The organism is Deinococcus humi (genome assembly GCF_014201875.1).
In the GTDB taxonomy this organism is placed as follows: Bacteria; Deinococcota; Deinococci; order Deinococcales; family Deinococcaceae; genus Deinococcus; species Deinococcus humi.
Genome location: NZ_JACHFL010000014.1, coordinates 1 through 25,221 on the forward strand (window position 1 = coordinate 1; position 25,221 = coordinate 25,221).

At 62.4% G+C, this 25,221-nt stretch carries 12 protein-coding genes and 1 tRNA gene; 12 read left to right on the top strand and 1 reads right to left on the bottom strand.

Translation table 11 applies throughout. The annotated features are described in order from the left end of the window. Positions 1-5 precede the first annotated feature (5 nt). From HNQ08_RS19575 to HNQ08_RS19595, 5 genes are all read left to right on the top strand, one after another. Positions 6-81: transfer RNA gene (locus tag HNQ08_RS19575), tRNA-Gly, on the top strand. A gap of 150 nt (positions 82-231) precedes the next feature. Beyond that, complete coding sequence (gene tgt, locus HNQ08_RS19580; RefSeq protein ID WP_184135973.1) at positions 232-1,419, top strand: tRNA guanosine(34) transglycosylase Tgt; 1,188 nt, start codon at positions 232-234, stop codon at positions 1,417-1,419. Between the two features lie 312 nt (positions 1,420-1,731). Beyond that, positions 1,732-5,127 carry an S-layer homology domain-containing protein gene (locus HNQ08_RS19585; RefSeq protein WP_184135975.1) on the top strand — a complete coding sequence of 1,132 codons (3,396 nt, stop codon included), beginning with the start codon at positions 1,732-1,734 and terminating at the stop codon, positions 5,125-5,127. 131 nt (positions 5,128-5,258) lie between these two features. Next, entirely contained in the window at positions 5,259-6,203 is a 945-nt protein-coding gene (locus HNQ08_RS19590; RefSeq protein ID WP_184135977.1) for a manganese-dependent inorganic pyrophosphatase, read from the top strand. A 7-nt stretch (positions 6,204-6,210) separates the two neighbouring features. Then, complete coding sequence (locus tag HNQ08_RS19595; RefSeq protein ID WP_229790139.1) at positions 6,211-7,482, top strand: bifunctional folylpolyglutamate synthase/dihydrofolate synthase; 1,272 nt, start codon at positions 6,211-6,213, stop codon at positions 7,480-7,482. 26 nt (positions 7,483-7,508) lie between these two features. On the opposite strand, the gene HNQ08_RS19600 is transcribed toward HNQ08_RS19595, so the two are convergent. Beyond that, complete coding sequence (locus HNQ08_RS19600) at positions 7,509-7,898, bottom strand: SCP2 sterol-binding domain-containing protein (protein ID WP_184135979.1); 390 nt, start codon at positions 7,896-7,898, stop codon at positions 7,509-7,511. 164 nt (positions 7,899-8,062) lie between these two features. Between HNQ08_RS19600 and HNQ08_RS19605 the strand changes: the two genes are divergently transcribed. The 7 genes from HNQ08_RS19605 (at position 8,063) to HNQ08_RS19635 (ending at position 25,191) form a co-directional block, all read left to right on the top strand. Next, positions 8,063-8,359: a hypothetical protein gene (locus tag HNQ08_RS19605; RefSeq protein WP_184135981.1), complete on the top strand. Its 297-nt coding sequence runs from the start codon at positions 8,063-8,065 to the stop codon at positions 8,357-8,359. A gap of 88 nt (positions 8,360-8,447) precedes the next feature. After that, a complete protein-coding gene (locus tag HNQ08_RS19610) occupies positions 8,448-9,380 on the top strand; it encodes a methyltransferase (protein WP_184135983.1) in 933 nt (310 codons plus the stop codon). Between the two features lie 314 nt (positions 9,381-9,694). Beyond that, entirely contained in the window at positions 9,695-10,201 is a 507-nt protein-coding gene (locus HNQ08_RS19615) for a hypothetical protein (RefSeq protein ID WP_184135985.1), read from the top strand. 80 nt (positions 10,202-10,281) lie between these two features. After that, on the top strand, positions 10,282-12,429 hold the full coding sequence (locus HNQ08_RS19620) for a hypothetical protein (protein WP_184135987.1): 2,148 nt from the start codon (positions 10,282-10,284) through the stop codon (positions 12,427-12,429). A 182-nt stretch (positions 12,430-12,611) separates the two neighbouring features. After that, on the top strand, positions 12,612-15,410 hold the full coding sequence (locus HNQ08_RS19625; RefSeq protein ID WP_342355713.1) for a DUF11 domain-containing protein: 2,799 nt from the start codon (positions 12,612-12,614) through the stop codon (positions 15,408-15,410). Between the two features lie 5 nt (positions 15,411-15,415). After that, the gene (locus tag HNQ08_RS19630; protein ID WP_229790138.1) at positions 15,416-20,239 is read left to right on the top strand and encodes an alpha-2-macroglobulin family protein; all 4,824 of its coding nucleotides are present in this window, start codon (positions 15,416-15,418) and stop codon (positions 20,237-20,239) included. After that, positions 20,236-25,191, top strand: a complete 4,956-nt coding sequence (locus HNQ08_RS19635) for a beta strand repeat-containing protein (protein WP_184135988.1) — start codon at positions 20,236-20,238, stop codon at positions 25,189-25,191. The genes HNQ08_RS19630 and HNQ08_RS19635 overlap by 4 nt, the downstream gene beginning before the upstream one ends. Positions 25,192-25,221 lie beyond the last annotated feature (30 nt).

Consider the following 25,221-nt stretch of genomic DNA (forward strand, 5'->3'; position numbering starts at 1 on the left):
GTTTCGCGGGAGTAGCTCAGCTGGTAGAGCACTACCTTGCCAAGGTAGATGTCGCGAGTTCGAATCTCGTCTCCCGCTCCATATATGCCCCCTCCAATCGGAGGGGGCTTTTTGATTGCTCTGATGTAGGACTGGGTCCAGATGGAACGCGTGTTTGTCTTTGCCTGGACGTCAACAGCTAAGCCAGCAGGATGCAAACTCTTGGGCAGACTGATGCGCCACAATAGAGGGATGTTCGAGTTCGAAGTTCAGCACCAGGACGGACGCGCACGGGTGGGGCGTTTTACAACTCCACACGGTACCGTCACCACGCCAATGTTCATGCCGGTGGGCACCCAGGGTACGGTCAAAGGCATCAGCCCGCAGGAACTGCTGGAGATCGGATCTCAGATGATCCTTGGTAATACCTACCACCTGATGTTGCGCCCTGGCGAGGCACTCGTGGCGGCGCATGGCGGCTTGCCGGGCTTTACCGCCTATCCTGGCCCCTTCCTGACCGACTCAGGCGGCTTTCAGGTGATGAGTCTGGGACACCTTCGCAAGATCACTGAGGAAGGCGTGGTCTTCAAGAGCCATCTGGACGGCAGCATGGTAGAGCTGACCCCTGAACGCAGCATTGAGGTTCAGCAGGCCCTAGGCGCCGACGTGATAATGGCCTTCGATGAATGTCCGCCCTTTCCGGCGGAGCGCGAGTACATCACCCAGAGCCTGGAGCGAACCGTGCGCTGGCTGGAACGCTGCCTGACCTTCAAGTCACGGGAGGATCAGGCGCTCTTCGCCATCGTGCAGGGTGGCATCCATACGGACCTGCGCCAGCGGAGCCTGGACCTGACCCTGCCTTTCAACACCCTTGGCTTTGCAATTGGCGGGCTGGCCGTAGGGGAGAGCAAGGCTGAGATGTACCCAGCAGTGGACTTCACCACCGCCCGGTTACCCCTTGACAAGCCACGGTATCTGATGGGCGTCGGTCATCCGGAAGACCTGGTCGCAGGTATCGCCCTGGGGGTAGACATGTTCGACTGTGTGTATCCAACCCGCACCGGCCGCTTCGGCTACGCGCTGACCGACGATGGAAGGTTGAACCTGAATTCCAGTGCACCACGCCGTGACATGCGGCCCATAGACGAGGAGTGCGACTGCTACGCCTGCCGCCATTACACTCGCGCTTACCTAGCCCATCTGGTCCGAGCGGAGGAACTGCTGGCGCCGCGCATGCTCTCCCTCCACAACCTGCGCTATCTGCACCGTCTGGTCGAGCGGATCAGGATGGCTATTACTGAGGGAACCTTTGAGAGCTGGGCGAGGGCATGGGGACGGCGGTATTTCGGCGGAGAACTGCCCGAGTGGTTCGCGGCTAGCTTGGACGCTTCGAGATCTGAAACGGGCGCTATCCAGGTGGAAGTGCCCCTGACGCAGTGAAGCCAGATGAGCCACATGAGTTGTTCATCTCTTCACGACTTGATCAGAAACGGCGAGTGAGGGGCAAAATATCGAATTTATCGGGTTCTCAGGGTTGACCCTTCTATCTTCATGCTTGTATCATCCGTTCTGATCTGACGCCTACACACCCATCTCGGGGGAGGCACTCAGATTGCACCACACAGTTGCGTAGGCGGGAGAGAACGACGCGGTGAACTACTCCGGGAGAGGAAACTCGGTAACTCGCCCCATCGTCACCTTCAGAAGCCGTTTTTCGTTGCTTCCGACGCGCGACAACCTTTGGGGGTTCGTATGAAGAAAAGCCTGCTCGTTCTCACCGCCGCTCTGGCATTCGGCATGGCCGCTGCCCAGACGGAGGCACCCGCCAGCGCACCTCAGGTGCCTGCGCTGACCGACGTTCCGGCCGGTCACTGGGCCAAGGACGCCATTGACCGTCTGGTTGGTCAGGGCATCATCCTGGGTTACCCCGACGGCACCTACCGTGGCACGCAGAACCTGACGCGCTACGAGGCCGCCGTGATCATCGCGCGCCTGCTCGACCAGGTCCGCACCGGTGAAGTGCCCGCCAGCACCATCGACGCTGACACCCTGACTGCGCTGCAGAATGCGATTCAGGAACTGGCTGCCGACTTGGCTGCCCTGGGCGTGCGCGTCAGCGACCTGGAAGAAAACGCGGTCAGCCGCGACGACTTCACCCGTCTGGAGAGCCGCATCGAGGAACTGGCTGCTGCCGGGACCAATACCGCACCCGCCGGCGACGCCGAGGCGATTGCCAACATCCAGGCCCAGATCGATGACCTGACGGCCCGCGCCGACGACTACGACACCCTGCGTGCCGATGTCGACGACAACGCCAGCAGCATCGCCGCTCTGAACGACCTGACCGTGCTGCTGAACCAGGACATCCTGAACCTGCAGGACCGCACCAGCGCCATCGAAGCCGCCCAGGCCGATCTGGTGCAGAAGGCCGACTTCGACACCCTGTCGGGCCGTGTGGGCGCCGTCGAGGGCCGCGTCACCAAGGTGGAGACCTCGGTGGGCGACCTGGACAACCGTGTCAAGCAGCTCGAGAAGTACGCCTTCAACTTGCGCCCCAGCCTGAGCATCACCTACAACGTGGCCCGTGGCACGCGCAATATGGACTTTGACCGCCTGATCCCCGGCACCATCTTCAGCACCGGTGACGATGGCGACGGCGCTACCGCCGATACTGCAGTCGACTGGGCCGATCTGACTGGTGGGCGCGAGCCGATTGCGGCATCCGTAGCAGTCCCTGCGGTTCCCAACCGCGGCGAAACCCAGGCCGATTTTGACCTTCGCGTTGCGGCCGCAAGGCAGGCCAATGCGACAAGCTACTACGGCTTCAGCACCGCCACCGCTGCCCCTGTCTACAGGGAGGGCAACACCACCCTGTCGTTTGGCATCAGCTTCGACAATGCTGGTAAGATCGACACCGCGACGAGCGCTACCACGGGTGCATTTACCCCAAGCGCCGGCAAGCTGAACATCAACAAGGTTGATGTGACCTTCGGTGTTCGCGCCGGTCTGCCCACTGCTGATAGCCGCTATCCCGATGTCACCCAGGACGGCGTGACGTACCGCCCCCTGTTCTTCTTCTTCAAGCAGGGCACGGCGGCCTTCACCGTGGGCAATGCCCCCGTGACGGTCACTTTCGGCAAGGCTCTGAAATTCAAGTTTGGGGACTACCTGTTCGACAACGATGCTACCGGGCGCGGCGACGGCTTCGTCGTTAACGTGGACGGCAGCACGGTTCCTGTGATCGGTGCGTACAAGCCCAACATCACCGTGGTCTACGGGAGCCGTGGCGGTGGGGACGCAGCTGTTGTTTACAACGACGTCTACAACACCGCTACCCCTCCTGTGCTGATCAGCCGTACGGCCACTGGCCTGTCTGACGGTGCTTACAAGTACTACCGCGGTGTGCGCGCAGAAATCACCCCCATTGGCACGCTGAAGGCAGGACTCAACTACGCCCAGGAAACCTTGGACGCCGCAGGGCTTCAGGCGGCTCAGAACGCCGCAGTTGTCGGCGTGCCGAACGCAAATCCGGTTGTCCTGCCCGCAGGACGATTCACGATCGCCGGCGACGTTACAGCCTTCGGTGCAGACTTGCACGGTGCGGTCGGCGGCTGGCAGATTGACAGTGAATATGCACAGAGTCGCGTGACCACCAACTCCTTCGGCGCTACGCCTGTCGCCAACTCCACTGTGACTGAGCGCGCGTTCTACGGCAAGGTCGCGGGCACCCTGGGTCCAGTCAAGGTTTACGACCTGAACTACCGCAGCATCACTGCGGGTTACAACGCGACGGCTGGCATCATGGAAGCTGATCCGACCGACGATGACAGCACGGCGCCCTATCACCTCGACCAGACCGGTTTCGGCATCAAGGTCGGCGGCGCGCTCGGCCCCGTGGCCGTGGGTGCGTACTATGACCGCGAGACCAACAACGCCAACGCGGCAGACACGCTGATCACCGATCTGGGTGTGGCGGCCAAGGCCAACCTGTTTAATCTGGTGACGGTGCGTGGCGGTTACTACCAGTTCAACAAGGCAGCCAACGCTGACACGGACTTCAGCGTGAACGCGGTGACGGGCAACGGTACCCGCTACAGCGTGCGTGCCGACGTTACCCCTGGCTTCGGTCTGGCAATCGGTGCTTATTACAACTACCTCACCATCAACAATGTCCGTGCCCAAAATGACGCTCTGCTGTTCCGCAACAGCAAGTACAACAGCTACTTCGGTCTGGCAGACAACGAGTTCCTGAATTCTGACGGTTGCGGGGTCAACCACCCCGGTATCGCCAGGTCCGACACCGACGGTGTGGGCGGCGCGCTGAGCTTCTCGCTGGCGAACTTCACCGACAAGGCCTGCTACACCGAGTACGGCGCGGAACTGACGCATAATGGCAAGGACGCCAGCGCCTTGGTCAAGGACCTCACCTTCCGTGTGGGCTACGCTTCGCGCTTCCGCACCGCCACCAACAGCTACAGCAACGGCTTCACCTACGGCGATGTGCTGTACGGCAAGAAGATTGGTATCGCGCAGGTGGACGTCAAGGCGGCCTTCGGGATTGACCGTTACGCGAACGCCGATCTCAACGCTGTTGCCGTCGGAAGCTTGGCCAACGTTGCTTACAACAGCAATGCCGCGGCTGTCGGCGTCAAAGTGGTCACCGATCCGCTGGGCGTGATCTTCAAACCCAGCTTCGAGGGTCAGGTCGGCTACTACACCCGTAGCCATACTTACGGAACCGGCACTTACGTTGCTATTCCTGGAAACACCACCGACGCCGACACTACCAACGACGCCGATGTGCTTGCGCCCAACCCTGGCAATTACACCTCCAATGCCATCAAGTACTCAGCGGGCGTGAAGCTCAACGAGTTCCTGCTGCCCAACACCAAGCTGGCCGTGTACTACGCCGGTTACCAGGGCACCAACCGCGCTTACATTCCCTTCAGCGGCAGCACGGCAGGCCGGTTCGTCGATCAGAACAACGGCGGCGCGACTGTCCGGCAGGACCTGGTGTACGTGGAAGGCAACTACTACGATCTGTCCTTCGGTTACGGCGTGGGCAACCTGCGTCTGCGTAACGGCACCGCTGCGCCCTCCGACGCTCGCGGCCAGGTATTCAAGATCAGCTACAAGGTCAACTTCTAAACCCCAACGGGTTCAAGCTGCACCTTCCCTTCCGCCCTGTTTCCTGAAAGCCCCCGCACTTGGCGGGGGCTTTTCGTATCTCTGGCCAGGATCCCTCCGTGTACGTCCGGCCCAGCCGCTAGACTGCCGCCATGCTTCCTGTGTTCGGACACCTCAACCCAGATACCGACGCCATCGCTTCTGCCCTGGTTTATGCCCGTTTGCTGTCGCGGCAGGGGATTGAGGCACGGGCGTACCGCCTTGGGACCCTCAACTTCGAGACGCCCTTCGTACTGGAGCGCGCCGAGATGGAGGCGCCACCTCTGTTGCCTGCGCTGGAGCCAGGGACCGCGGTGGCGCTGGTGGACCACAACGAACGTGCACAGTCTGCGCCTAACCTGGAGTACTTGAAGGTCACCAGGGTGGTCGATCACCACAAGCTGGGCGATCTGACCACCATGCAGCCTGCCTTCCTGCGCTTCGAGCCCGTGGGCTGCACCGCTACGCTGCTGCTGAAGCTACACCGCGAGGCCCGGCTGAGTGTGGAGAAGGCCGACGCCTGGCTGATGCTCAGCGCCGTGCTGAGCGATACCCTACATTTCCGCAGCCCCACCACCACTCCGGATGACCGCGAGGCAGTGGCGTTCCTGGCTCCAATTGCTGGCGTGCGCGACGTGACAGCCTACGCACTGGAGATGTTCGCGGCCAAAAGTGATCTGGGCGATACGCCCGCCGCCGAGCTGCTCAAGATGGATTACAAGGTCTTTCCTTTCGGAGATCCGATTCGTCCGCAGCGCTGGGGTCTGGGGGTGATCGAGACCACCAATCCTGGCTACGTATTCGGGCGTCAGGCAGAGTTGCTGGCCGCCATGCAAGATGCGCGGGCAGCGGACGGTCTGGATGGCGTTCTGCTGGGCGTGGTGGACATTCTGAACGAGACCAACCGAATGCTGGTGCCGGGCGAGGCCGAGGCGGCAGTGGTCCAGGCCGCCTTCGGTACCCCCACGGCGAACAGCGTGGCCGATCTGGGAGACCGCATCAGCCGCAAAAAGCAGATTGTGCCTGCGCTGGAAAAGCACTTCGAGACCCACTCCTGAGCTGCCCGTGATTGACGCTCCAGGAGGAGACAGGCATCTGGACTGGCTGTTCGCCCGTCAACGTTTCGGCGTGCGTCCGGGACTGGACCGGGTACGTGCCCTGCTGTCCCGTGTGGGGAACCCGCAAGACGCCTTCGAGACCGTGTTGGTGGGTGGCACCAACGGAAAGGGCAGCACCGCCGCCGTGCTGGCGTCCATATTGAACGCGGGCGGTCGGTGTACGAGCCTCTTTACCAGCCCGCATCTGACCCGCTTTGCCGAGCGCTTTCAGGTGAGTGGTCAGGAACTCCCCCCGGAAACCGTCGCTATTGCGCTCGATCGTCTGCGCCCCCACGCCGAAGAAGTTGAGGCGACGTTCTTCGAGATCGTCACCGCTCTGGGTGCGCTGATGTTCGCGGAGGCCGGGGTTCAGCTTGCGGTGATGGAGGTCGGCCTGGGCGGACGTCTGGACTCCACCAACGCGCTTGACCCTGTGCTGAGCGTGATCAGCAATGTGGCGCTGGACCACACCGAAATCCTGGGCCATACCCTGGAGGCCATTGCCATCGAGAAGGCCGGAATTCTGCGGGCGGGTCGCCCAGCCGTGACGGGCGTGGCGGCGGGCCTGCTCCCCTTGCTGCGGGCCACAGGAGCGGACCTGTGGGCAGTGGGCCGGGAAGTACAGGTGCGCGCCCATTCCCTGGGCTGGCAGGGCGCGGAGGTTGCTGTGAAGTTTCCGGACGCCTCCGTGGAGTTCCAGACCCCATTCCTGGGAGCGCATGGGGCACGGAACGCGGCACTTGCGGCGGCGGCGGCGTGGCGGCTGGGCATGGGTGAGGAGGCCATCCGTGTGGGCGCGGCCACGGCACACTGGCCAGGACGCCTGGAACTGTTGCCGTGGCGTGGCGGGCACATGCTGCTAGACGGTGCCCACAATCCCGATGGCGCGCGCGCGCTGGCCGCGACACTGCGGGAACTGGTAGTTGCGCCGTTGCCCCTGATCTTCGGGGCAGCGGCGGACAAGGACAGGAACGGTGTGGTGGAAGCTCTGCGCCCCCATGTCTCGCACGCCATCCTGACTCAGGCCACGTTCAGTCCACGCGCGGCGACGGCAGCGGATCTCGCTGTCCTCTTCCCAGGCCTGCCGGTTACCCTGACCGCCTCGCCACAGCAAGCGCTGGACGCTCTGTCTACCTTCAATGCTCCCCTGGCGCTGGCGTGCGGCAGCCTGTACCTGATTGGCGAATTGCGGCCCTTGTTGCTGGGCACGACAAGCGAGGACCGGGAGCGCTGGCAGTAGCCCGATAGCGTATATCAACCGTCGCCTTACTCGCTTCCGGTTTCCGCGCGGTAAGCCGCCTGAACCTGTGCCAAGCCAGGCGCGAGCGCCAGGGCACGCAGGGGTGCCCCGTTGAGCTTCAGCTTTCCGGCAGTGATGGCTGCAACTGGGTTCAATTTGCCGCTCCAGAAGGCGTGCGCCGTCTCGCCGCTCATGGCAAAGGTCAGATCGCTGCTGGCGTCGCGGGCGGCCTCGCCCCGGGTGAAGGTAGCGCTCTGCCCGTCGCGCCCATTCACCCGCAGGCAGGCGCGCGGCTCGTGGATGTCGAAGGTCAGCGCCAGCCGCCCCTGAACCGGGCCAGGATCGGCAGCCTTCAGGAACACCCGCATCAGGAGGTCTTCCAATTCTTCGCCAGTCTGAAAAGGGGGAGGATTCACGGGTTCAGCCCAGACCAAACGCTCGCCGACCACCGTACGATTTCCGGCAATCTTGTGTCCAGCACAGTCTTTAACCGCCTCTCAAAGGGAATGCTGGCATACACACTGCAAGGGCCAACAGGCGTTACATAGACGGGCAAGATCAATTCAAGGAGGTACGAAGCATGAACCAGCAACTTCAGCAGACCATCCAAGCCCTTTCGGGCGGCGTTCAGGGCGTGGACGCCCAGACGGCAGTCAGCAACGTGTCCAGCTGGCACAGCACGCTCGACGGCGTGCCCGGCGCGGAAAGCGTGACCAGCATGCTGGCGCAGCTCAAGAGCGCCCTGGAAAGCGGCGATCTGCAGGGCGCAGCCGGAATGTTGCCTGCCCTGGGCAGCGAAACCGGCAAGCTCGCCTCCGCCGCACCCGCCGAGGATCAGGAAGGTCTGCGTCAGCTCGCCTCCACTCTGGGAGGCTAAACCTTCTCTCCGAGTTCGTTCCCCCATCCCTGCCTGCGGGCGGGGATTTTTTTGTTTTCCCCAGGCCCTGCCCCCTATTCTGACCCTGATGCCTCTGCTCTCCTTTACCCTGGAACCGCTGTCCGCGATCCTGCCTGCCGTGCGCGCGGCACTGGCGGATGGGGGAGAGGTCACGCTCGAAGCGCCTGATCCCGACCTGGGGGTGGGCCTGTACGCCGGAGAGTTGGGCGTGGCAGGTCTGCACCGTCCCTGGAGCGTCTGGACCGACCTGGCCGATGCGCTGGGCGCGCATCTGCTGACGCCAGAGCGGGTGGGGGCGGGCCGGGTGCGCTTTGGCCTGCGCGCATTCGCCCCCACACCTGCCCCGGACGCGAGCGGATACGGCGCACGGAGTGAGTGGGCTCGGGTGGACAAGCTGGAGGATCCGGTGCTGCTGCTGACGTTGGTCGAGGCACTGCGCCGAATCGGTCTCCCTCCGGCTGGGCGCGTGCTGGCGCTGGGCGTGAACACCGGGCGCGAACTGGATGCCCTGGCGCTGGCCTTCCCTGAACGGTCCTACCCGGACCAGTCCCTCGAGATTCTGGGCGTGGATACTGACGCCTCGGCGCTCCGGCGGGCAAGGGATCGCTTTCCGGGCGCAGCATTTCTGCAACTGGACGTGACCGGATTGCCGCACCCGGACCTGGGCCGCTTTGACCTGATTATTGCTCTGAGTCTGCTCCAGAGCCCAGGGGTACGGGGCGACGTGTTGCTCAAAGGGCTGTGCCGTCACCATCTGACGGAAACGGGCGGACTGGTGCTGGGTTTTCCAAATGCCCGCTACCGCGATGGCGTCCTGAGCTACGGCGCACGCATGAGGAATTTCGAACGCCCGGACCTGAGCCTGTTGTGCGCCGATGTGACCGACACCCGCCGTAACCTGCAAAAGCGCGGTTTTCAGGTTTTTGTAACGGGTAAATACGAGGTGCTGGTGACTGCATTGCCTGTCGCGCAGCGGGTAGGGCGTGAGCTGGAACTGTAGCTGTCCATATTTAAGACACTTCTGCGTTCACTGCCTAACATCTCTCCCCTGACCCCCCCATCGGGGGCGTTTTTTTGCTTCCAGATGTTCGCCTGATTCTGACGTTGTGAAGAAACTCGTCTGGAAGGGGTTCCGCGAAAGATTTAGATACTCATTAATCTCATCATGATGATAACGCCTCCATTGCTAGCTGAGGCGTGAGATCCATGTAAGTAACGTGTAAGAGAGAGATTTTTAACCTCAATGCAGGAAAAAAGCACTGCTGAACTTCCGCCCGCAATCTTAACCTTGTATTTATTTTTAGAGGAGATTCCATGAAGCGCCCCACGCCCCCATTGCTTGTCGCTCTGCTGCTCTGCGGAGCAGTCCAGGCGGCAGCCCAGGTGGGTGAAGCCCTGAGCCTGAAGCTCAACATGTTGCTCATCAAGACCGTCAAGGTGGATGGCAAGGCCACCGAACAGCTGTTACCCAGCCCCAGTAGCGTCAACCCTGGCGACGTATTGAGCCAGGTGGTCAGCGTTCAGAACACCAGCGCCAAAACCATGCGCGATCTGCCGGTGCAACTGCCCGTGCCGAAAAATACTTTTTATCTGGCCCCTGAGAAGGGTCTGGACAGCGCCAGGACCCTGTACTCCATTGATGGTGGGAAGACCTACGCCCCCGCGCCTCTGAAAAAGACCATCACCGTGACTGAGAACGGCAAGTCCGTGCAGAAGGAGGTGGAGGTCAAGCCCAGTGAGTACACCACCGTGCGCTGGATCGTGTCTGAAGTCAGCCCAGGCGCAACGCTCAAACTTGGCTACCGCATTCAGGTCAAGTAGTTCACTGCCCCACCTGTCTCCACATTCTGATTCGAACATTCACTGGCCACTGATGGCCAAAGCAAACGAGGAGAATACCTGTGAAAGTCAACCCTAAATTCCTGACCCTGATGGTGGCCCTGGCTGCCGGAACCGCCGCTGCTGCTGGAACGCCTTCTGGTACGGTCATCACCAACACCGCGACGGCCACCTTCACCGATCCCACCACCAATGCGGCGGCTACGCCGGTCAAGTCGAATACGGTCAATACCACCGTTCTTCCCAAGCCGGATTTTGACATCGTATACGTCGCCGGGGCCGATGGAACCACGGCTACTGGCACGCTGCCTGCCGGTTACGAGGGCCAGATCCTGCCCGGCGGACTGCTCGAGACAGCGTATAGAGTGGTCAACCTCGGCAACGTCGACAACTACGTTGTTCAGTTAACCGCCAACACCAACGGCAGCCCTATGACGCCGACCAGCGTCAAGTACTACCGCGATACCAACAACGACGGCATTCTGGACTCGGCCGAGCGCGCGGCTGGGGCAGTGACGCAGGTCACTGTTCCCGTCGATAAGCTGGAAACCTCGGCCGACGAGGGCATGGTCAGCATCATTCAGGTCATAGAAGTGCCTGCGAATGCCGCCGCCGGTGGCAAATACGCGGCCAGCCCTCAAGGTACTGCTGACGTCTTTACTGCGGGCGTGATTGCTCCGAAGACTGAGGCGAGCACCGATCTCCAGTACAGCCGCGCGGTCATCTACTCGCCCAACCTCACCAACAATGTGATTGACAGTGACCCAGCGGCGCCGGGCCAGCAACTGCCCACCACCACGGTTACTCTGCCAGGGGGCACCACCACCGCTCCCGGTTACAACGATCCCACCCGACCCAACACGAATATCGTGGCCGTCAGTGCTGACAGCCAGATCGCCTACCCCAAGGCAGACAATGACGCCACCGCTGATACCGTGGTTTTTATCAACAGTCTGACCAACGGCGGAACAATGACGGATATTGTTCGCCTGTTCCCGACGGACAAGGTTGGTCCGGGTGGAGCTCCTCTGGCCACGCCCAGCGCTACCGGGGTCTTTACTCTGCCGAACGGCGTCACAGTTCGCTTCACGGACGCTGCAGGGAATACTTTGCCAGTTGACGGTACCGGCTACCCCCTATTGACGGTGACTGCTGGCCAGACCCTGGGCTACCGCACGGTGGTTACGTATCCTGATTTCGACAGTGATGCGGCCAGCACGCCTAGCCCCATTGCCATCATTGTGGGCGCGGATTCCGGTAATGACGGCGACGCACTGAGCGACGACACCTCGACCGATACGGTTTACCCCCCGCAGCTTCAGTTCGGCGACGCAACTGCTGCGTTGGGCACGGCCCCCACCCCCGCGCCTGTCCAGAGCGTCGTGCCTGGTGCAGTCACTGGCACTGCGACCGCCACAAGCACCGACAGCAGCGCCGTGTTCCCCATGGATCTGTCCAATGTGGGTACCTATAGCGATGCCTACACCCTGATCGGCACTGTCGTGGTGCCCGTTATCGCCGCAGACAGCACCGTTTCCAATCAGACGGTCAACGTCCGCTACTTCAGCGATAACGGTGGTCAGCCCGGTACGGAGTTGCCATTCACGACCAATGCGAACGGCACCCGCACCTACACCACTGGCACAGTGCTTGCCAACACAGAACTCAAGATCTTCGCAGTGGTTGATGTCCCGGCGAATGCCCAGGCCACCACGGTCAACGGCGTCACCAGTACGCTCAAGGTCAATCAGCGTGCTGAAGCGGTTTACAGCACCATCGTGCGTGAAGACAACAACGATGAAATCGCTGTGGATCAGCCTGGCAACAAGGGTGTGACGCTGACGAAGTCCGAACCCGCCGCAGCACTGCCCGGCGCAACATTGGATTACACCATTACCGCCAAGAACAATTACAACGCGGTCCTGAAGAACTTCTACGTGACCGAGTCGAACACCAATCCCAGCACCAATGTGTTCACCTGGACAACATTCAGCGCCGTTGCGGCCACCAAGACCTTCACGGCGGGCTCAGTGCTGTACCGCTTCAACGGGGGCAACTGGCAGACCAGCGCCACCCCAACGGTAGCGTTGAGCGCGGTCACCAGCGTTGACGTTGGCGTAGACACCAATGCCAACGGCACTGTGGATGCCAATGATCTGTTCCCGGCTCAGGGCGGTCTGACCATTACCTTCCAGGTCATCGTCAAGTAAGCCCTGTTCCAGCGCGCCCTGCCTTCTGTGTAGGGCGCGTTTTTTCGCAATACGGTGACAGAAGAGAACCGCTTGGCACAAGCCACAACAATAGAAATCCATTTGCTTCATCCCCAGTTTTGAATCCACGCATATTTTCGTGCGCCGTGCCCACCTTTCCCCGTCCCTCAAGGAGAACCCCCGTGACCCGCTCCCGCCTCATTTTTCCCGCGCTGCTGCTGGGCCTGCTCCTGCCTGGCGCATACGCTGGCGCGCAGAACATGACGCCCGCCGGCACGGTAATCACCAATCAGGCGCAGGCTGAGTTCCTGTCACCTGTGACCAATCAGCCCACTGTGTCAATGTCCAATGTCGTACAGACCACCGTTTCTGCCGTATGCGCGGTCAGCGTGACCCCGGACGGTACGGTGGCTCAGCCTGGGCAGAACGCAGCGTTGCTGCCCGGCGAACAGGCGACGTTCGTGTACCGGGTCGTCAATGCCGGGAACGCCACCTCCACCTTTGCCCTGGCCTCCCGTACCGAGGCGGGCGGCACGTCAAGTCCAGACTTGCGGATGGTCCGTGACCTGAACGGCAACGGGAAGGCCGATGCAAATGAGCCGGAAATCAGCAGCGTGACCCTGGACGCTGATCAGAGCACAGATGTTTTGCTGTTGGTGGATGCTATTGCCGCCGGAGACGCCTTCGTGAATCTGGTGGCCGGGTGCGCGGGCGGGCAGACCGACAGCAACAACGTCAGCGTGGTGCGCATCAGCCCGCCCCCCGAACTGGCCGTGAGCAAGAGCTTCTCGCCCGCGCTGCTGCGCCCGGGCTCGGAAACCACCGTGACCGTGAAGACCGTCAACGGCGGCAGGGGGCAGAGCCGCGAAGTGGTCCTGACAGACCTGCTGACCGATCAACTGGCACAGGGGCTCAGTTTCGTGTCAGGCAGCGCCGTCAGCACCGTCGGCACGCTGGAATACACGGCAGACGGTAACGGCTGGACCACCATGGAAGGGCCCATCGTGCGCGGCGTGCGCGTGCGCGTGCCCAGCCTGGCCCCCGGCGCGGACGTGACGCTGACCTTCCGGATGCGGGCCGACGCCAGCGCGGAAAACAGAACCATTCCAAACACCGCCACCGCCCTGACCGGCAAGGCCACGGTGAGCGACACTGCGAGGGTCGACGTGCGCTACCAGCCTGCCGTGGCGATTGGCCCGGAGGGCAACCCCGAGGCCCCCGAGGGCGGCGTTGCAGACCGCCAGAGCAGGGTGCTGGCCGTGGTGGGGCAGCCGGTGTGCTTTGACCACACTGCGAAGAACACCGGCGACGTGAAGGACGCCTTCCGCCTGAGTGTGGGTTACCCCACGGGCGGCGCGACGGCCACCTTTCTGGGTCAGGACGGACAGCCGCTCGCGCAGCCCCTGCTGCTGGACGCAGGCCAGAGCGCGTTCGTGCGGGTGTGCTACGCCGCCTCGCAGTCAGGTCCACTGGAGGCGCTGGTGACCATCAAGGGTGACCGCGGCACCAGCAACACCACGGCAGATGCGGTGGAGAGCGTCGAGGCTGGTCTGCCCGAACTGATCAAGTCCTACGTGGCCACCGCCCAGGACGGCAAGATCACCGTGACCCTGCCCGCAGGCGCGACGGTGGCGGCGGGCGACACCATTACGTACCAGCTGAGCGTCCGCAATCCTTACACCCGCCCGCTGACCGCCGTGGTGGTCACCGATGCCCTGACCACCCACCTGGACTTTGTGAGTGCTTCCGGTGGCGGCGTCAGCATGGGCGCGCCCGGCACCCAGACCGTGAAGTGGGAGCTGGGCACGCTGGCCCCCGGCGAAACCCGCGTCCTGACGGTGGTCACATCGGTCAGCACCCGCGCGGTGGACGGCGAGGCGCTCAGGAATGTCTTCCAGATGGTCAGCACCCAGACCCCCGCCCCGCTGGGCAGCAACGAGGTGATAACCCCGGTGTGGACGGCCAAGCTGGCCGTCAACAAGGACGTGAGTGCTCCCGAAGTGACCGTGGGAGACCGGTTGACCTACACCCTGACGGTCCTGAACAAGTCGGCCACCACGTCAATCCTCAACGCGCAGGTCACCGACGTGCCCGCCAGAGGCCTGAGTTACATCCCCGGCAGCAGCCGCCTGGGCGGCAGACCGATCTCTGATCCTCAGATCGTGGGCGGCGTGCTGACCTGGGCCGTGGCGGAATTGCCCGCCGGCGTACCAATCACGCTGACCTACGACACCCGGATCACCCCGGAAGCCGTGGGTGAACTGGTCAACACCGTGACCGTGAGCGGCGTTGGGGCAGGGGGTGTAGCTCGCGCCATTGCCAGCAACCAGGCGGTGGCCACCGTCAAACTCAAGCTGACGACCTTCGCGCCGCTGTCAGACATCCTGGGACTGGTGTATGTGGACCGCAACCGCGACGGGCGCTACCAGGAAGGGCTGGATACCCCGCTGCCCCGCGCCCGTGTGCTGCTCGCTGGGGGCCGCCAGACCCTGACCGACGTGGCGGGCCGCTACAGCTTTGCCAATGTTGCCAATGGCACGCAGGCGCTGCGCCTGGATCCCATGACCACCCCGTATCCGCCGCTGCCTGTGCCGCGTGACGGCGGTCTGAGCGGCACCCAGACGGTGTTCGTGAACGGACTGACCAGCGTGGACTTCCCGCTCGCCCCGCTGGGCGGCGAAATCCTGGCCTTGCGCCGCACCACGCTGACTGTGGGTCGGGGCGAGATCACCGTCACGCTGGAAAAAGCCGTCTACGCCGTGGACGGCGGCTATGTGGTCACGTTGAAGTTGAACACGCCACGCGCGCTGAGTGGCGTCGAGCTCAGCGATCCGCTGCCCGCCGGGGCAACTTTGAAAGAAGGCCGCAATACCCTGACCGCTAGCCTTCCTGCGGGTGAAACGAACCTCACCTACCGCTTTGCCTGGACCGGCGAGCCGCGTGCGGCCACCACCGATCCCACGCTGAGCTGGAGGGACTGAAAACCGTGAAGAGCCATCGCCACAATCTGCAACGCCTCGCCCTGACCCTGACGGCCCTGCTGGCCGTGGGCACGGGTGCGGACGCGCTGGAAATCGGTACCGCGATCAACACCAGCCTGCCCCTGACCAGCGTGGGCGACCGCCTGGCCTGGACCGTGGGCGACCAGAACCTGACGCTGGACGTGCCAGTGGCGGGGGTAGTGCGCCTAGAACTGTACAGCCCTAGGGTGGACCAGTCGGATTACCGCAGCAGCGCGTTTTACGGCGATGAGCAGTACGACGCCAACGCCTCGGCGGTGACCACCACCTTCAGCGTGCTGAACAGTGCCGGCCAGGTGGTGGTGAGCCGCGCGTTCACGCCGGGCACGCACGCCTGGGAAACGCTGTTCGACCAGAATCTGCCCGCCGGGAAATACACGCTGCGCGCCGCCACACAGGGCAACGGCAAGAACACCTTCGCCATTCGCCTGGCCGGGGTCAGTGCCGCCGTCAGCGCGGATCGCCTCACCGTCAACGTGCATTCCCGCAGCTGGCTTCCGGCCATCAATGTGACCACCGACGGCGGTGCGTATGTCCTGAAGATGTACGACGGCGACGGTCCGCAGGAACTGGAGGCGCGTGTGATCGACACGGCCACCGGTTACATCACGCCACTGCCGATCAGCCGCGACCTGGGCGACGTGGAATTGCCGCTGCCCGCGCGTGCTGGAAAGTACGTGATCGAACTGCGCCAGCCCGACACGGCGAAGCAGTACAGCAACGCGGTGGGGTTCAGCCTGGTGCGCGCGGGCGTGCCGACGCCGATCACGGTCAGTGTGGTGGACCAGACCGGCCTGCTGCACATAACCGCCGAGCTGGTGCTGCCCGGCAGCACCCGGCCCATCACCACCGACGTGCAGGTGGGCGAGCAGCCCCTGACGGTCAATGGCCGCTTCGAGACGCGGGTGGCCGCCGGAACCTACCCGCTGAGCGTCGGTGCGGTGGCCGGCGCGCAGGTCAGCGTGACCCCCAGTGTGACCGTGCCGCGCGGCGGTGTAGGGGAGGCGAAGGTGGAAATCAGGCCGCAGGTGGCCCTGACCCTGACCAGCGATAAGCCCGAAGTCTGCGTAGGCGACACCGTGACCCTGACTGCCCGCGCCAGTACCGCTTTTGCCGGGGAGCTGCCGCTGGAACTGCAACTGGACACAGGTGGCCTGACCGTGGATGGCCTGGGCACCCTGAGCGGCACCTTCGATTCAAGCAAGCCCGGCGAACTGCAGGTCAGGGGCACGGCCACGCGCCCCGGACCGCTCACCTTCAGCGCTACTCTGGCCCCCTGGAACCAGACTGGGCGGGTGCAGGTCAACGTTCTGCCAGACGCCACCACGCTGCAACTGTCCCGCGCGCCCCTGAACGACACCCTGATTGGTGAGGAAACCACGGTCATACTGACCCTGAAGAACACTGCAGAGTTCACGGTCCCCTACACCCTGACCGACATTGTCGGAGCGGGCCTGCAAGCGTTGGACGCCACCACCTTCAGCGGAGACTTGAAGGGCGGCGAGACGAAGATCCTGAGCTACCGTGTGCGCGTGACGAGGGCAGGGACATCCAGCCTGAACGCCACGCTGGATACCCCCGCCTGCTCCCGCCCGCAGACCGTGATGGGTCAGTTGGTGGCCGTGGAACCCGCACCCGTGCCCCTGTTGGTGCCCGCCCCGGTAGTCACGTCGCCCGCGCCTCAGTCGGTGGAACCTTCTGTGTCGCGCAGCAGCGTCGTCAGTCTGCCCTTCGACGCTCCTGCCCAGGCCCGTGAAGTGGTCATTGCGCACGTCCTCCCGGAGGGCGCGACGTTCGTCCCCGGCAGCAGTCGTCTGGACGCCCAGCCCATTCCCGATCCGCGCCGTGGTCCCAGCGGCACGCTGTACTGGACGCTGCCAGGCCACACCGACAGCACGGTCATGCGTGGGACCGTGACCTACACCCTGGCCCACACCGGGGCACTGCCCGAACTGCCCGCGCCCGCACTGCTGGCCCGCTACGGCGGCGGACGGGACGAGGTCCTTCAGGGCGGAGTGAATGCTGCGGATCTGGCCGCCACCGCCCTGAGTGTTCCCGTCCAGATCAGCGAGAACGACGGCGCCATCAGGCTGCCGCTGGCTGACAGCGATGTGCGTATCCGCGACCGCATCAGCGTCGTCGTGGAACTTCCGAACGGTACCGACAGCGATCTGACGGTCAACGGTCAGCCCGTGAGCCGTGACCGCATCGGCCAGACCACTGAGGACGGCCCGCGCGGGGTGACCCGCCTGGTCTACGTGGGCGTGCCCCTGACGCCCGGTCCCAACGTCCTGAGTTTCGCCGGACAGAGCGTCACGGTCAACCGGGTGGGACCCACGGCGAAGGTGGAAATCCTGCCCGACAACCTGGTGGCCGACGGCAGCACGCCTTTGCGGGTCAGGGTACGGGCGCTGGATGCTTTTGGCCGCCTGTCCTCGCAGTCGGCGGTGACGCTGCGCTCCAATCTGGAGCCGCGCACACCCGACGCCAACCCCACCGAAGCCGACTTCCAGTTGCGCCTGGAAGGAGGCGAGGGTGTGCTGGAGTTGCAACCTCAGGCTTCGCCTACCACGCTGAAACTGGACCTTCTGCAAGGGGCGAACGTGACCCGTCAGACCTTTGCCGTGACTCCGGGTGAAGGTCGTGTGGGCGTGGGCATGGTCAGCGCCACGCTGGGCCTGGACGGAACTTTGAACCTGAGTGAGGACCTGAAAGTGCAGGCCCGCGCCAGCTACGAGGGCCCGCTGGCCGGGGGTAAGGTCTACGTGGCCGCCGACAAGGACGGCCTGCCCACCGAGCGCGATACCCTCAGGCGTTACAGCCTGTTCGGAGACAGCAGCGTGGAGAGCGTGCCCCTGCAGGGCAGCGACCCGGTGGCGGTGGAATACGATCACCCCGCCTTCCACGCGCAGTACCGCCGCTCACCGCTGCCCATTGATGTGCTGCCGGTAGGTGAGGGGTTCACCGCTCTGAGCGCGAACACCAAAGGCAACGCGCAGGTGTCCGGTTTCGTGGCGCTGGTGCCAGAGGCCCGCGTCAAGGACGAGCGCGTGGTGCCCGAAGGCACCCGCATCCTGCGCCTAGGTCGCGGTGACATCGTTCTGGGCAGCGAGACCCTGGAAGTGGTGACGCTGGAACAGGACACCGGCAAGGAACTGGGCCGCGTGCGCCTGTTGCCCAATGTGGATTATCAACTGGACCGTCAGAGAGGCATCGTGACCCTGACCCGTGCGCTGGACCGGGTGGACGCCGGGCTGAACGAAGTGGTGGTGCTGGCCTCCTACCGACTGGAAAACGAGAACTCCCAGCGCAAGCTGGCCTACGGCGCGCAGGTGGGCTACTCCATGCAGAACTACAGCGTGGGCGTGGCCGCCATCAGTCTGGACGACCGCGTGACTTTCGGTGCGCGTGCCCGTTATGCCGACGGCACCACCCGGGTCGATGGCCTGCTCGCCTACTCCGGCGGATTGCAGTCCAGCCTGGACGCCAGCACCAAACTGGGCGGCAGCGGCCCGACCGGGGGCAACCTCGGTTTCAAGGTACGCTACCAGGATGTGGGCTACGCCGGACTGGCCGCCTTTGCACCGGGCCTGACGGTGAGCGGCAGCTACGATGCCAGGGTGACGCAGAATGTCCGTGCACTGGTGGATGGCGAGTACCACCGCACACCCACGGCCACGGACACCACCCAGGGCGGCAGCGTGTCCGCCCGCGCAGAGGTTGCCCTGTCGCCCTTCAGCGTGGGCGGCGGACTGAAAGTGGGCTTCGGCGACCGGCAGGGCCTCAGCGCCATTGCCAGCGCCGGGTATCACCACAATCCGCTGGACGTGGATGTGGTGCATACGCAGCCCTTCAGTGCTTCTCAGAAGGCAGAAACCAGTGTGGGCGTGCGCTACCGCCTGGGCAGGGTCACGCTGGGCCTGACCGATAAGGTCACCTGGGGCGTGGGTCAGACCGCTGCTCTGATGCTGGACAGCACCCTGGGCCGCACCAACTACGCGGTGGCCTACGATCTGCCTACTGCAGGGGGCCAGGGCAACCGTGCCCGTTTCGGCGTGACCACCACCCTGCCGATCAACGCCCGCACGGGTCTGGGTCTGCGCGGCAGCGCCGCCTACGACATCGCGGCCAGCAAAACCGAACTGGGCGCGGGCGCGGACCTGAATTACAAAACCGACACTGTCAGCGCCACTGCCGGAACCGATCTGGTCCTGAATGACAAGGGGTTCGGCGTAGTCATCCGCGCCGGTGTTGCAGGACAGATTACGCCTCATCTGAGCCTGACCGCCGACAGCTTGGCCGAGTTCGGTGCAGGCAAGGGTGGCCTGCGTGCCGCTGTGGGCTATGCCTACCGCAACAGCGCTTTCAACAGCCTGGGGACCGTGCGCTACGTGAGCGGATCGCTGGCTGGTAATAAACCCGAACTGAGCGGCAACCTGAGCGCCGAGTACCGCCAGCCCGCCTGGGCCGTGCGCGGCGGCGTGGACACCCGCACCCTGCTGAATGATCCTGGCAGTTTTACCGCGCAGGCGGCTTTGGGAGGCACGGCCTACCTGACGGACTGCTTCAGCGTGGGGGCGTGGGGCCGCGTGTTGACCCAGCCCAGTACCGGGACCACCCAGACGGGCTACGGCCTGGAAGCCAGCGTGCGCGCCCTGCCTGGCACCTGGCTGACGGCGGGCTACAACCTGGCAGGCTTTGACGGGATCGGGAATCAGTACACCAGGAAGGGAGCCTACGTGCGGCTGGACTTGACTGTGGATGAAACGCTGGGGGACGGGAGGAAATGACGCGAAAGTTGACGCGGTTGAAGAACTGGGCGGGTGTGATTCTGGGAACTGCCGCTTGCTTGCTGGGGACTGCGCGTGCGGAAGGTTCGGTGCAAGTCAGTCTGGGAAGCACCGATGCTGCGCAGCCCTTTAACCAATTTCTCTTCGATTACGATGAAGTTAACACATTCGTGAAGACAGCCACCAAGCCTGTGTATGTAGATATACGTACGCCAGGTGAGGTTATCAACGTCGCATTGTGCGGTTCTGTTGACGCTGACACCGTACGAATTGAAGTGTACAACCCGTCTGGTACGTTGGCGGCGACATACGTTCCAGCCAACGCAACAGCGGCAGGCAAAATCGCATGCAATTCACCCCTGAACGCACCAATTACTACTGCCTATAAATACACCACGTCGGCCAGTGGTACCTATCAGCTTCGCTTGTACAACACATCTACCAACGAGAATCATTTCAAGCGTTTTGACATCACCGTCACGCCCAATACCGCTACCGCACCTGATCCCAGGGTCAACGGCGGGCGGGTCTGGGCCTATGCCTGGGCTTTCAACGGGAACAACAGTTTCGGCACGGTAGGGGCGACGGATGCAGACTATTTTGTGCGAGTCCCTGGGGGCCGCAGTGGTACTGAGTACATCTGGAAACTCGACCTCAACCGTTTTGCTGGCCAGCGCTATGAAATCATCGCGAACTCAATCGGCCTGGATGCACCCAACTCTGGCTACAGCGCCGACGGTTCCGCTTCGGCCAAGCCCGTGCATCCCATTTATCTGAGTTATCCTACCCAGGTTTTATCACCGCCCACAGCCGTTCCTGTGATCTCAAATTTCCGTTTTGAAGGTGCCAACGGACGTAAGTTCATTTCGCCGGGAACGACGTTGGGTGTCAATGATAGTGGCAATTTTAAATTCACGAGCGATGTTGATGGCACCTACGCTATTACTATCGATACCAATAAAGATGGAATCTTTAGTTCAGGTGACCGTTTGTTGCTCGGCACTGCCTCAGCTGCTTCTGAAACGTCTGTTGTCTGGGATGGAAAGGATGTCTCAGGTAATGTTCTGGCGGTTGGAACGTATAATGCAGAGCTTAAGCTGCGTCTGGGTGAATACCACTTCGTGGCTTTCGATGTCGAGACCAGTGGTGGCGGAGTCTCCAATGGTTTGACAGTCTACCGCGCCACTTCACAGACGGGGACAGTTGGGACACAGGTTTATTGGGATGACGTCACCAAGCTGGCGGGCTTAGGCCTGGGTGGCACGACCAATTTGCCTAATGGTGGTGCGTCGGGAACGGCGGCTGGTGCCCACACCTGGGGCAACTTTGCGGCAGGCAGTCTGGGTGATACGCGCTACCTCGATACCTATGTGTATGGATTGGCCAGCAGTCTGGTTCTACCTGCTGCCATTACCAGCGGCGACGCAGAAATAAGTGGAAAAGTCTATAACGATATTAATGCCAATGGCCTGATAGAGGCGAATGAGGCAGGTGTTGCAAATGCAACACTGCAACTCTTGAACTCAAGTCAGACCGTTGTGATGACCGCACAAGCGGATTCCAGTGGAAATTATGCATTCTTGGGTGTAAATGCCGGAACATATACAGTTCGAGTGGTATCGGACAGCGCTCTTAGCGGAAAAGCACCCACTGCACCTAACCCAGCACAGCGATTGATAACAGTTGACTCCACGGCTGTAGCCAACAATAACTTTGGCTTCATATCATCCGTTGACCTCGCGGTAGACAAGAGTGGGCCTGTTGCTGTTGGTTCCGGTGGCACTGTGAGCTATACCGTGCGCGTCTGGAACAACGGTCCTGACACTGCGAGCGGAGTCGCCGTCAATGACACCATTCCTGCGGGATTTACCGTGACTGGCATTGCATGTCTGCGAACAGGCAGCGCGGTTTGCGGGACCCAGACTTTTACAAGCAGCAGCGTCAGCATCGTTACCGGGAATCTTACCCTGGACACCACTCCTACCAATGCCATTCCTGACGGCAATTTCTTGACCTACACTATTACCGGTACGGCTGCGGCCAACGGCTCTCTGAGCAACACCGCCAGTCTGAGTGTTCCCAGCGGACAGCAAGATGGCGTGGTCAGCAACAACACCAGCTTGCCAGTGGTGACACGAATTGTTGATGCCGTCAACGAATCCACGCTTAATTTGACGTGGGGAAACGGCAGCACTGTCGGTGTGCTGAACAACGATACCAACGGCGGCGCTGCGGCAACGACAGTCAACACCGTTGTGACGGTGACGAACAATGGAGGAATGGCTGGTCTGACAGTGAATGGGAGCGGTCAGCTTGTGGTGCCTTCCACGGCACCTGTGGGTACCTACACCGTGACTTACATGCTGTGTGACAGCGTGGTGGGAACGGCCTGTGATACAGCCACAGTGCAGCTCGTCATCAGCGCGCCCAGCTACGCAATCTCAGGCCAGGTCTATGAGGATTACAACTACGGCGGTGGCCTGGGCCGGGACTACAACGCAGAACAGGGCATGAGCCTGCGCCCTGGCGTACGGGTGGAACTGTACAATTCAGCAGGCGGAAACATTTTGGCCGCCGCACTGACCGATGCTAGCGGGGCATACACGTTCACGGGACAGCCTACCGGCACGTACAGGGTGCGTGTTGTCAACGGCTTCGTGACCAGCAGTCGGGCTGGCGGCTGCACCCCTAGCACGGTGGTCACGGTCCTGCCAGCCAGCTGTACTCAACTGCCCGTTCAGACCTACAGCTACAACACGAGTCAGGTGGGCGGCGCGAATCCGGCCATCATGGACCCCTCGCTCAGCACGACCACTCTTCCCACAAGTGCACAGTCGGTAGCAACCGTGACAGTGGGAAACACCAACGTACTGAACGTCAATTTCGGCTTCAATTTCAGCACAGTGGTCAATATCAGCGATGCTGGCCAGGGCAGCCTGCGGCAGTTCATCGTCAATGCCAATGCGCTGGCAAACACGGGTCTGGCCCAGAACGGCAACCGGGGCGCAGTGGTCACGGGCCTTATTGAAGCCCTGCCCGCCGCCCGCGACACCAGTATCTTCATGATTCCATCCGCTGCATTGCAAGGTGGAGTGGCGGTTATCCCGGTTAGCACTCCCGTTTTGCCCGCCCTGACGCGCAGCAACATCAGCATTGACGGCACCACCCAGAGCATCAACATTGGCAACAGCAACCTGGGAACGCTGGGGACGGGCGGAGTGGTGGGTTACCTCAACACGGCCACGCTGGACACCGTGCAAAGGCCGGAAGTGCAAATCGTGGGCATCTCGACTCTGGCCATCGGATTGGATGTGCAGGCCAACAGTACCCAGGTACGTGGCCTCTCGATCTATGGCTTCGGCAGTGCTGCAAACAACGACAACAATGCCAACGTTCGTATTGGCAACGACTTCATCACCACCATGATCGAGGCCAACATCATCGGGTCTTCGGCCAGTACCTTTTCCTGCGGCGCTGCTACCACGGTGGCCCTGAGAACGAGCAACGCTGACAATATCCGCTCGGTAGGCGGCGACAACGGGACCGTGCAGAACAATCTGATCGGCTGCGCAGCGGGCAAGGGCTTCGGTGTAGAGGGCTCTTCAGTGGGCTGGACCATCATCAACAACGAGATTCGTGGCAATGCGATTGGCAACACCAACCTTGATGGGATCGACCTGGAGAACGGCGGAAGCAAAAACCACATCGTGCGTGGAAACCTGATTGTCGAAAACGCCGGTGTAGGTGTGGACGGCTATCAGGGGGGGGGTGGCAACCTGATTGAACGCAACACGATCATGGGCAATGGCATCGGCCAGGGTGGTGCCCCGGGTGAGACAGCGGGCGTCAGGCTCTACAGTTCCAATAACACCATCAAGCACAACGTGATTGCCTTGAACTACGGTGCGGGCGTGTTGGTCACAGATACCAGCACTGGCAATCTGATCTCGCAGAACAGCATTTATGATAACGGCACGGTTCTGGCTGCAAATGGCACGGCGTCCAGCGCACAAATTGGAATTGACCTGAATGCTCCGGGTGAATCTGTCACCACAGGCGCTGCCCCTTATGTCACCCGGAATGACAACGGTGACGCTGACAGTGGCGGCAACAGCCTGCTCAATTTCCCGGTATTCGAGACGGCGCAGATCATCGGCAGCAATCTGCAATTGACCGGCTATGCCCGGGCGGGCAGCACCATCGAACTGTTCATTGCGGCGGCGGATGCCAGCGGCTTCGGAGAGGGCAAGACGTATTTGCTCACCCTGACCGAGGGCAGTGGGCAAGACACCGACACCAGTACGGGCACTTACAACACGTCCACGGTGGGCACTGACACCACCAACCGCTTTAAGTTCAGCGTTGCGCTCCCGGCGGGGGTTGGGGTGGGCACCCGACTGACTGCCACCGCCACCTGCCTCGGCATGGCCTGCACCGGCACCACCGTGACCGCCAACTCCACCAGCGAATTTAGCTACAACATTCCCGTCACGGGCCAGCCCCCCAGCCTTACCCTTTCCAAACTGGGCCGCAACATCTCGACCACTCCGACAGGCACCTTCATCGGCAGCACCGGCAGCATCGGCGTCAAGCCCGGCGAAACGGTGGAATACTGCATTGTCTACAGCAATGCGGGCGGCGCAGCCACCAACTTCGTCCTCAAGGATTACGTCCCGGTGGGCATGGTTATCGTGCCCAACGCCTACAGCGCTGGCAATGGGGTGCGTTACGCCAGCGGCTCCACGGTGGTGGTGGGCGCCTCGGCAGCGCCAGCAGGACTGGACCTGACCAATGCCAACGACACCGATGAGGGCACGCTCGACAGCACCCCGGTCACCAATCCCACTGATCCGGCGGGCAGCCCACAGCGCCCTGGCCTGATGACCTTAAGTTTGGCAAATGTGCCCGCAAGCAGCACCGGCACAGTCTGTTTCCAGGCGAAAGTTCCTTAACGTACAGACTCACAGAAATTTGATGTGTGG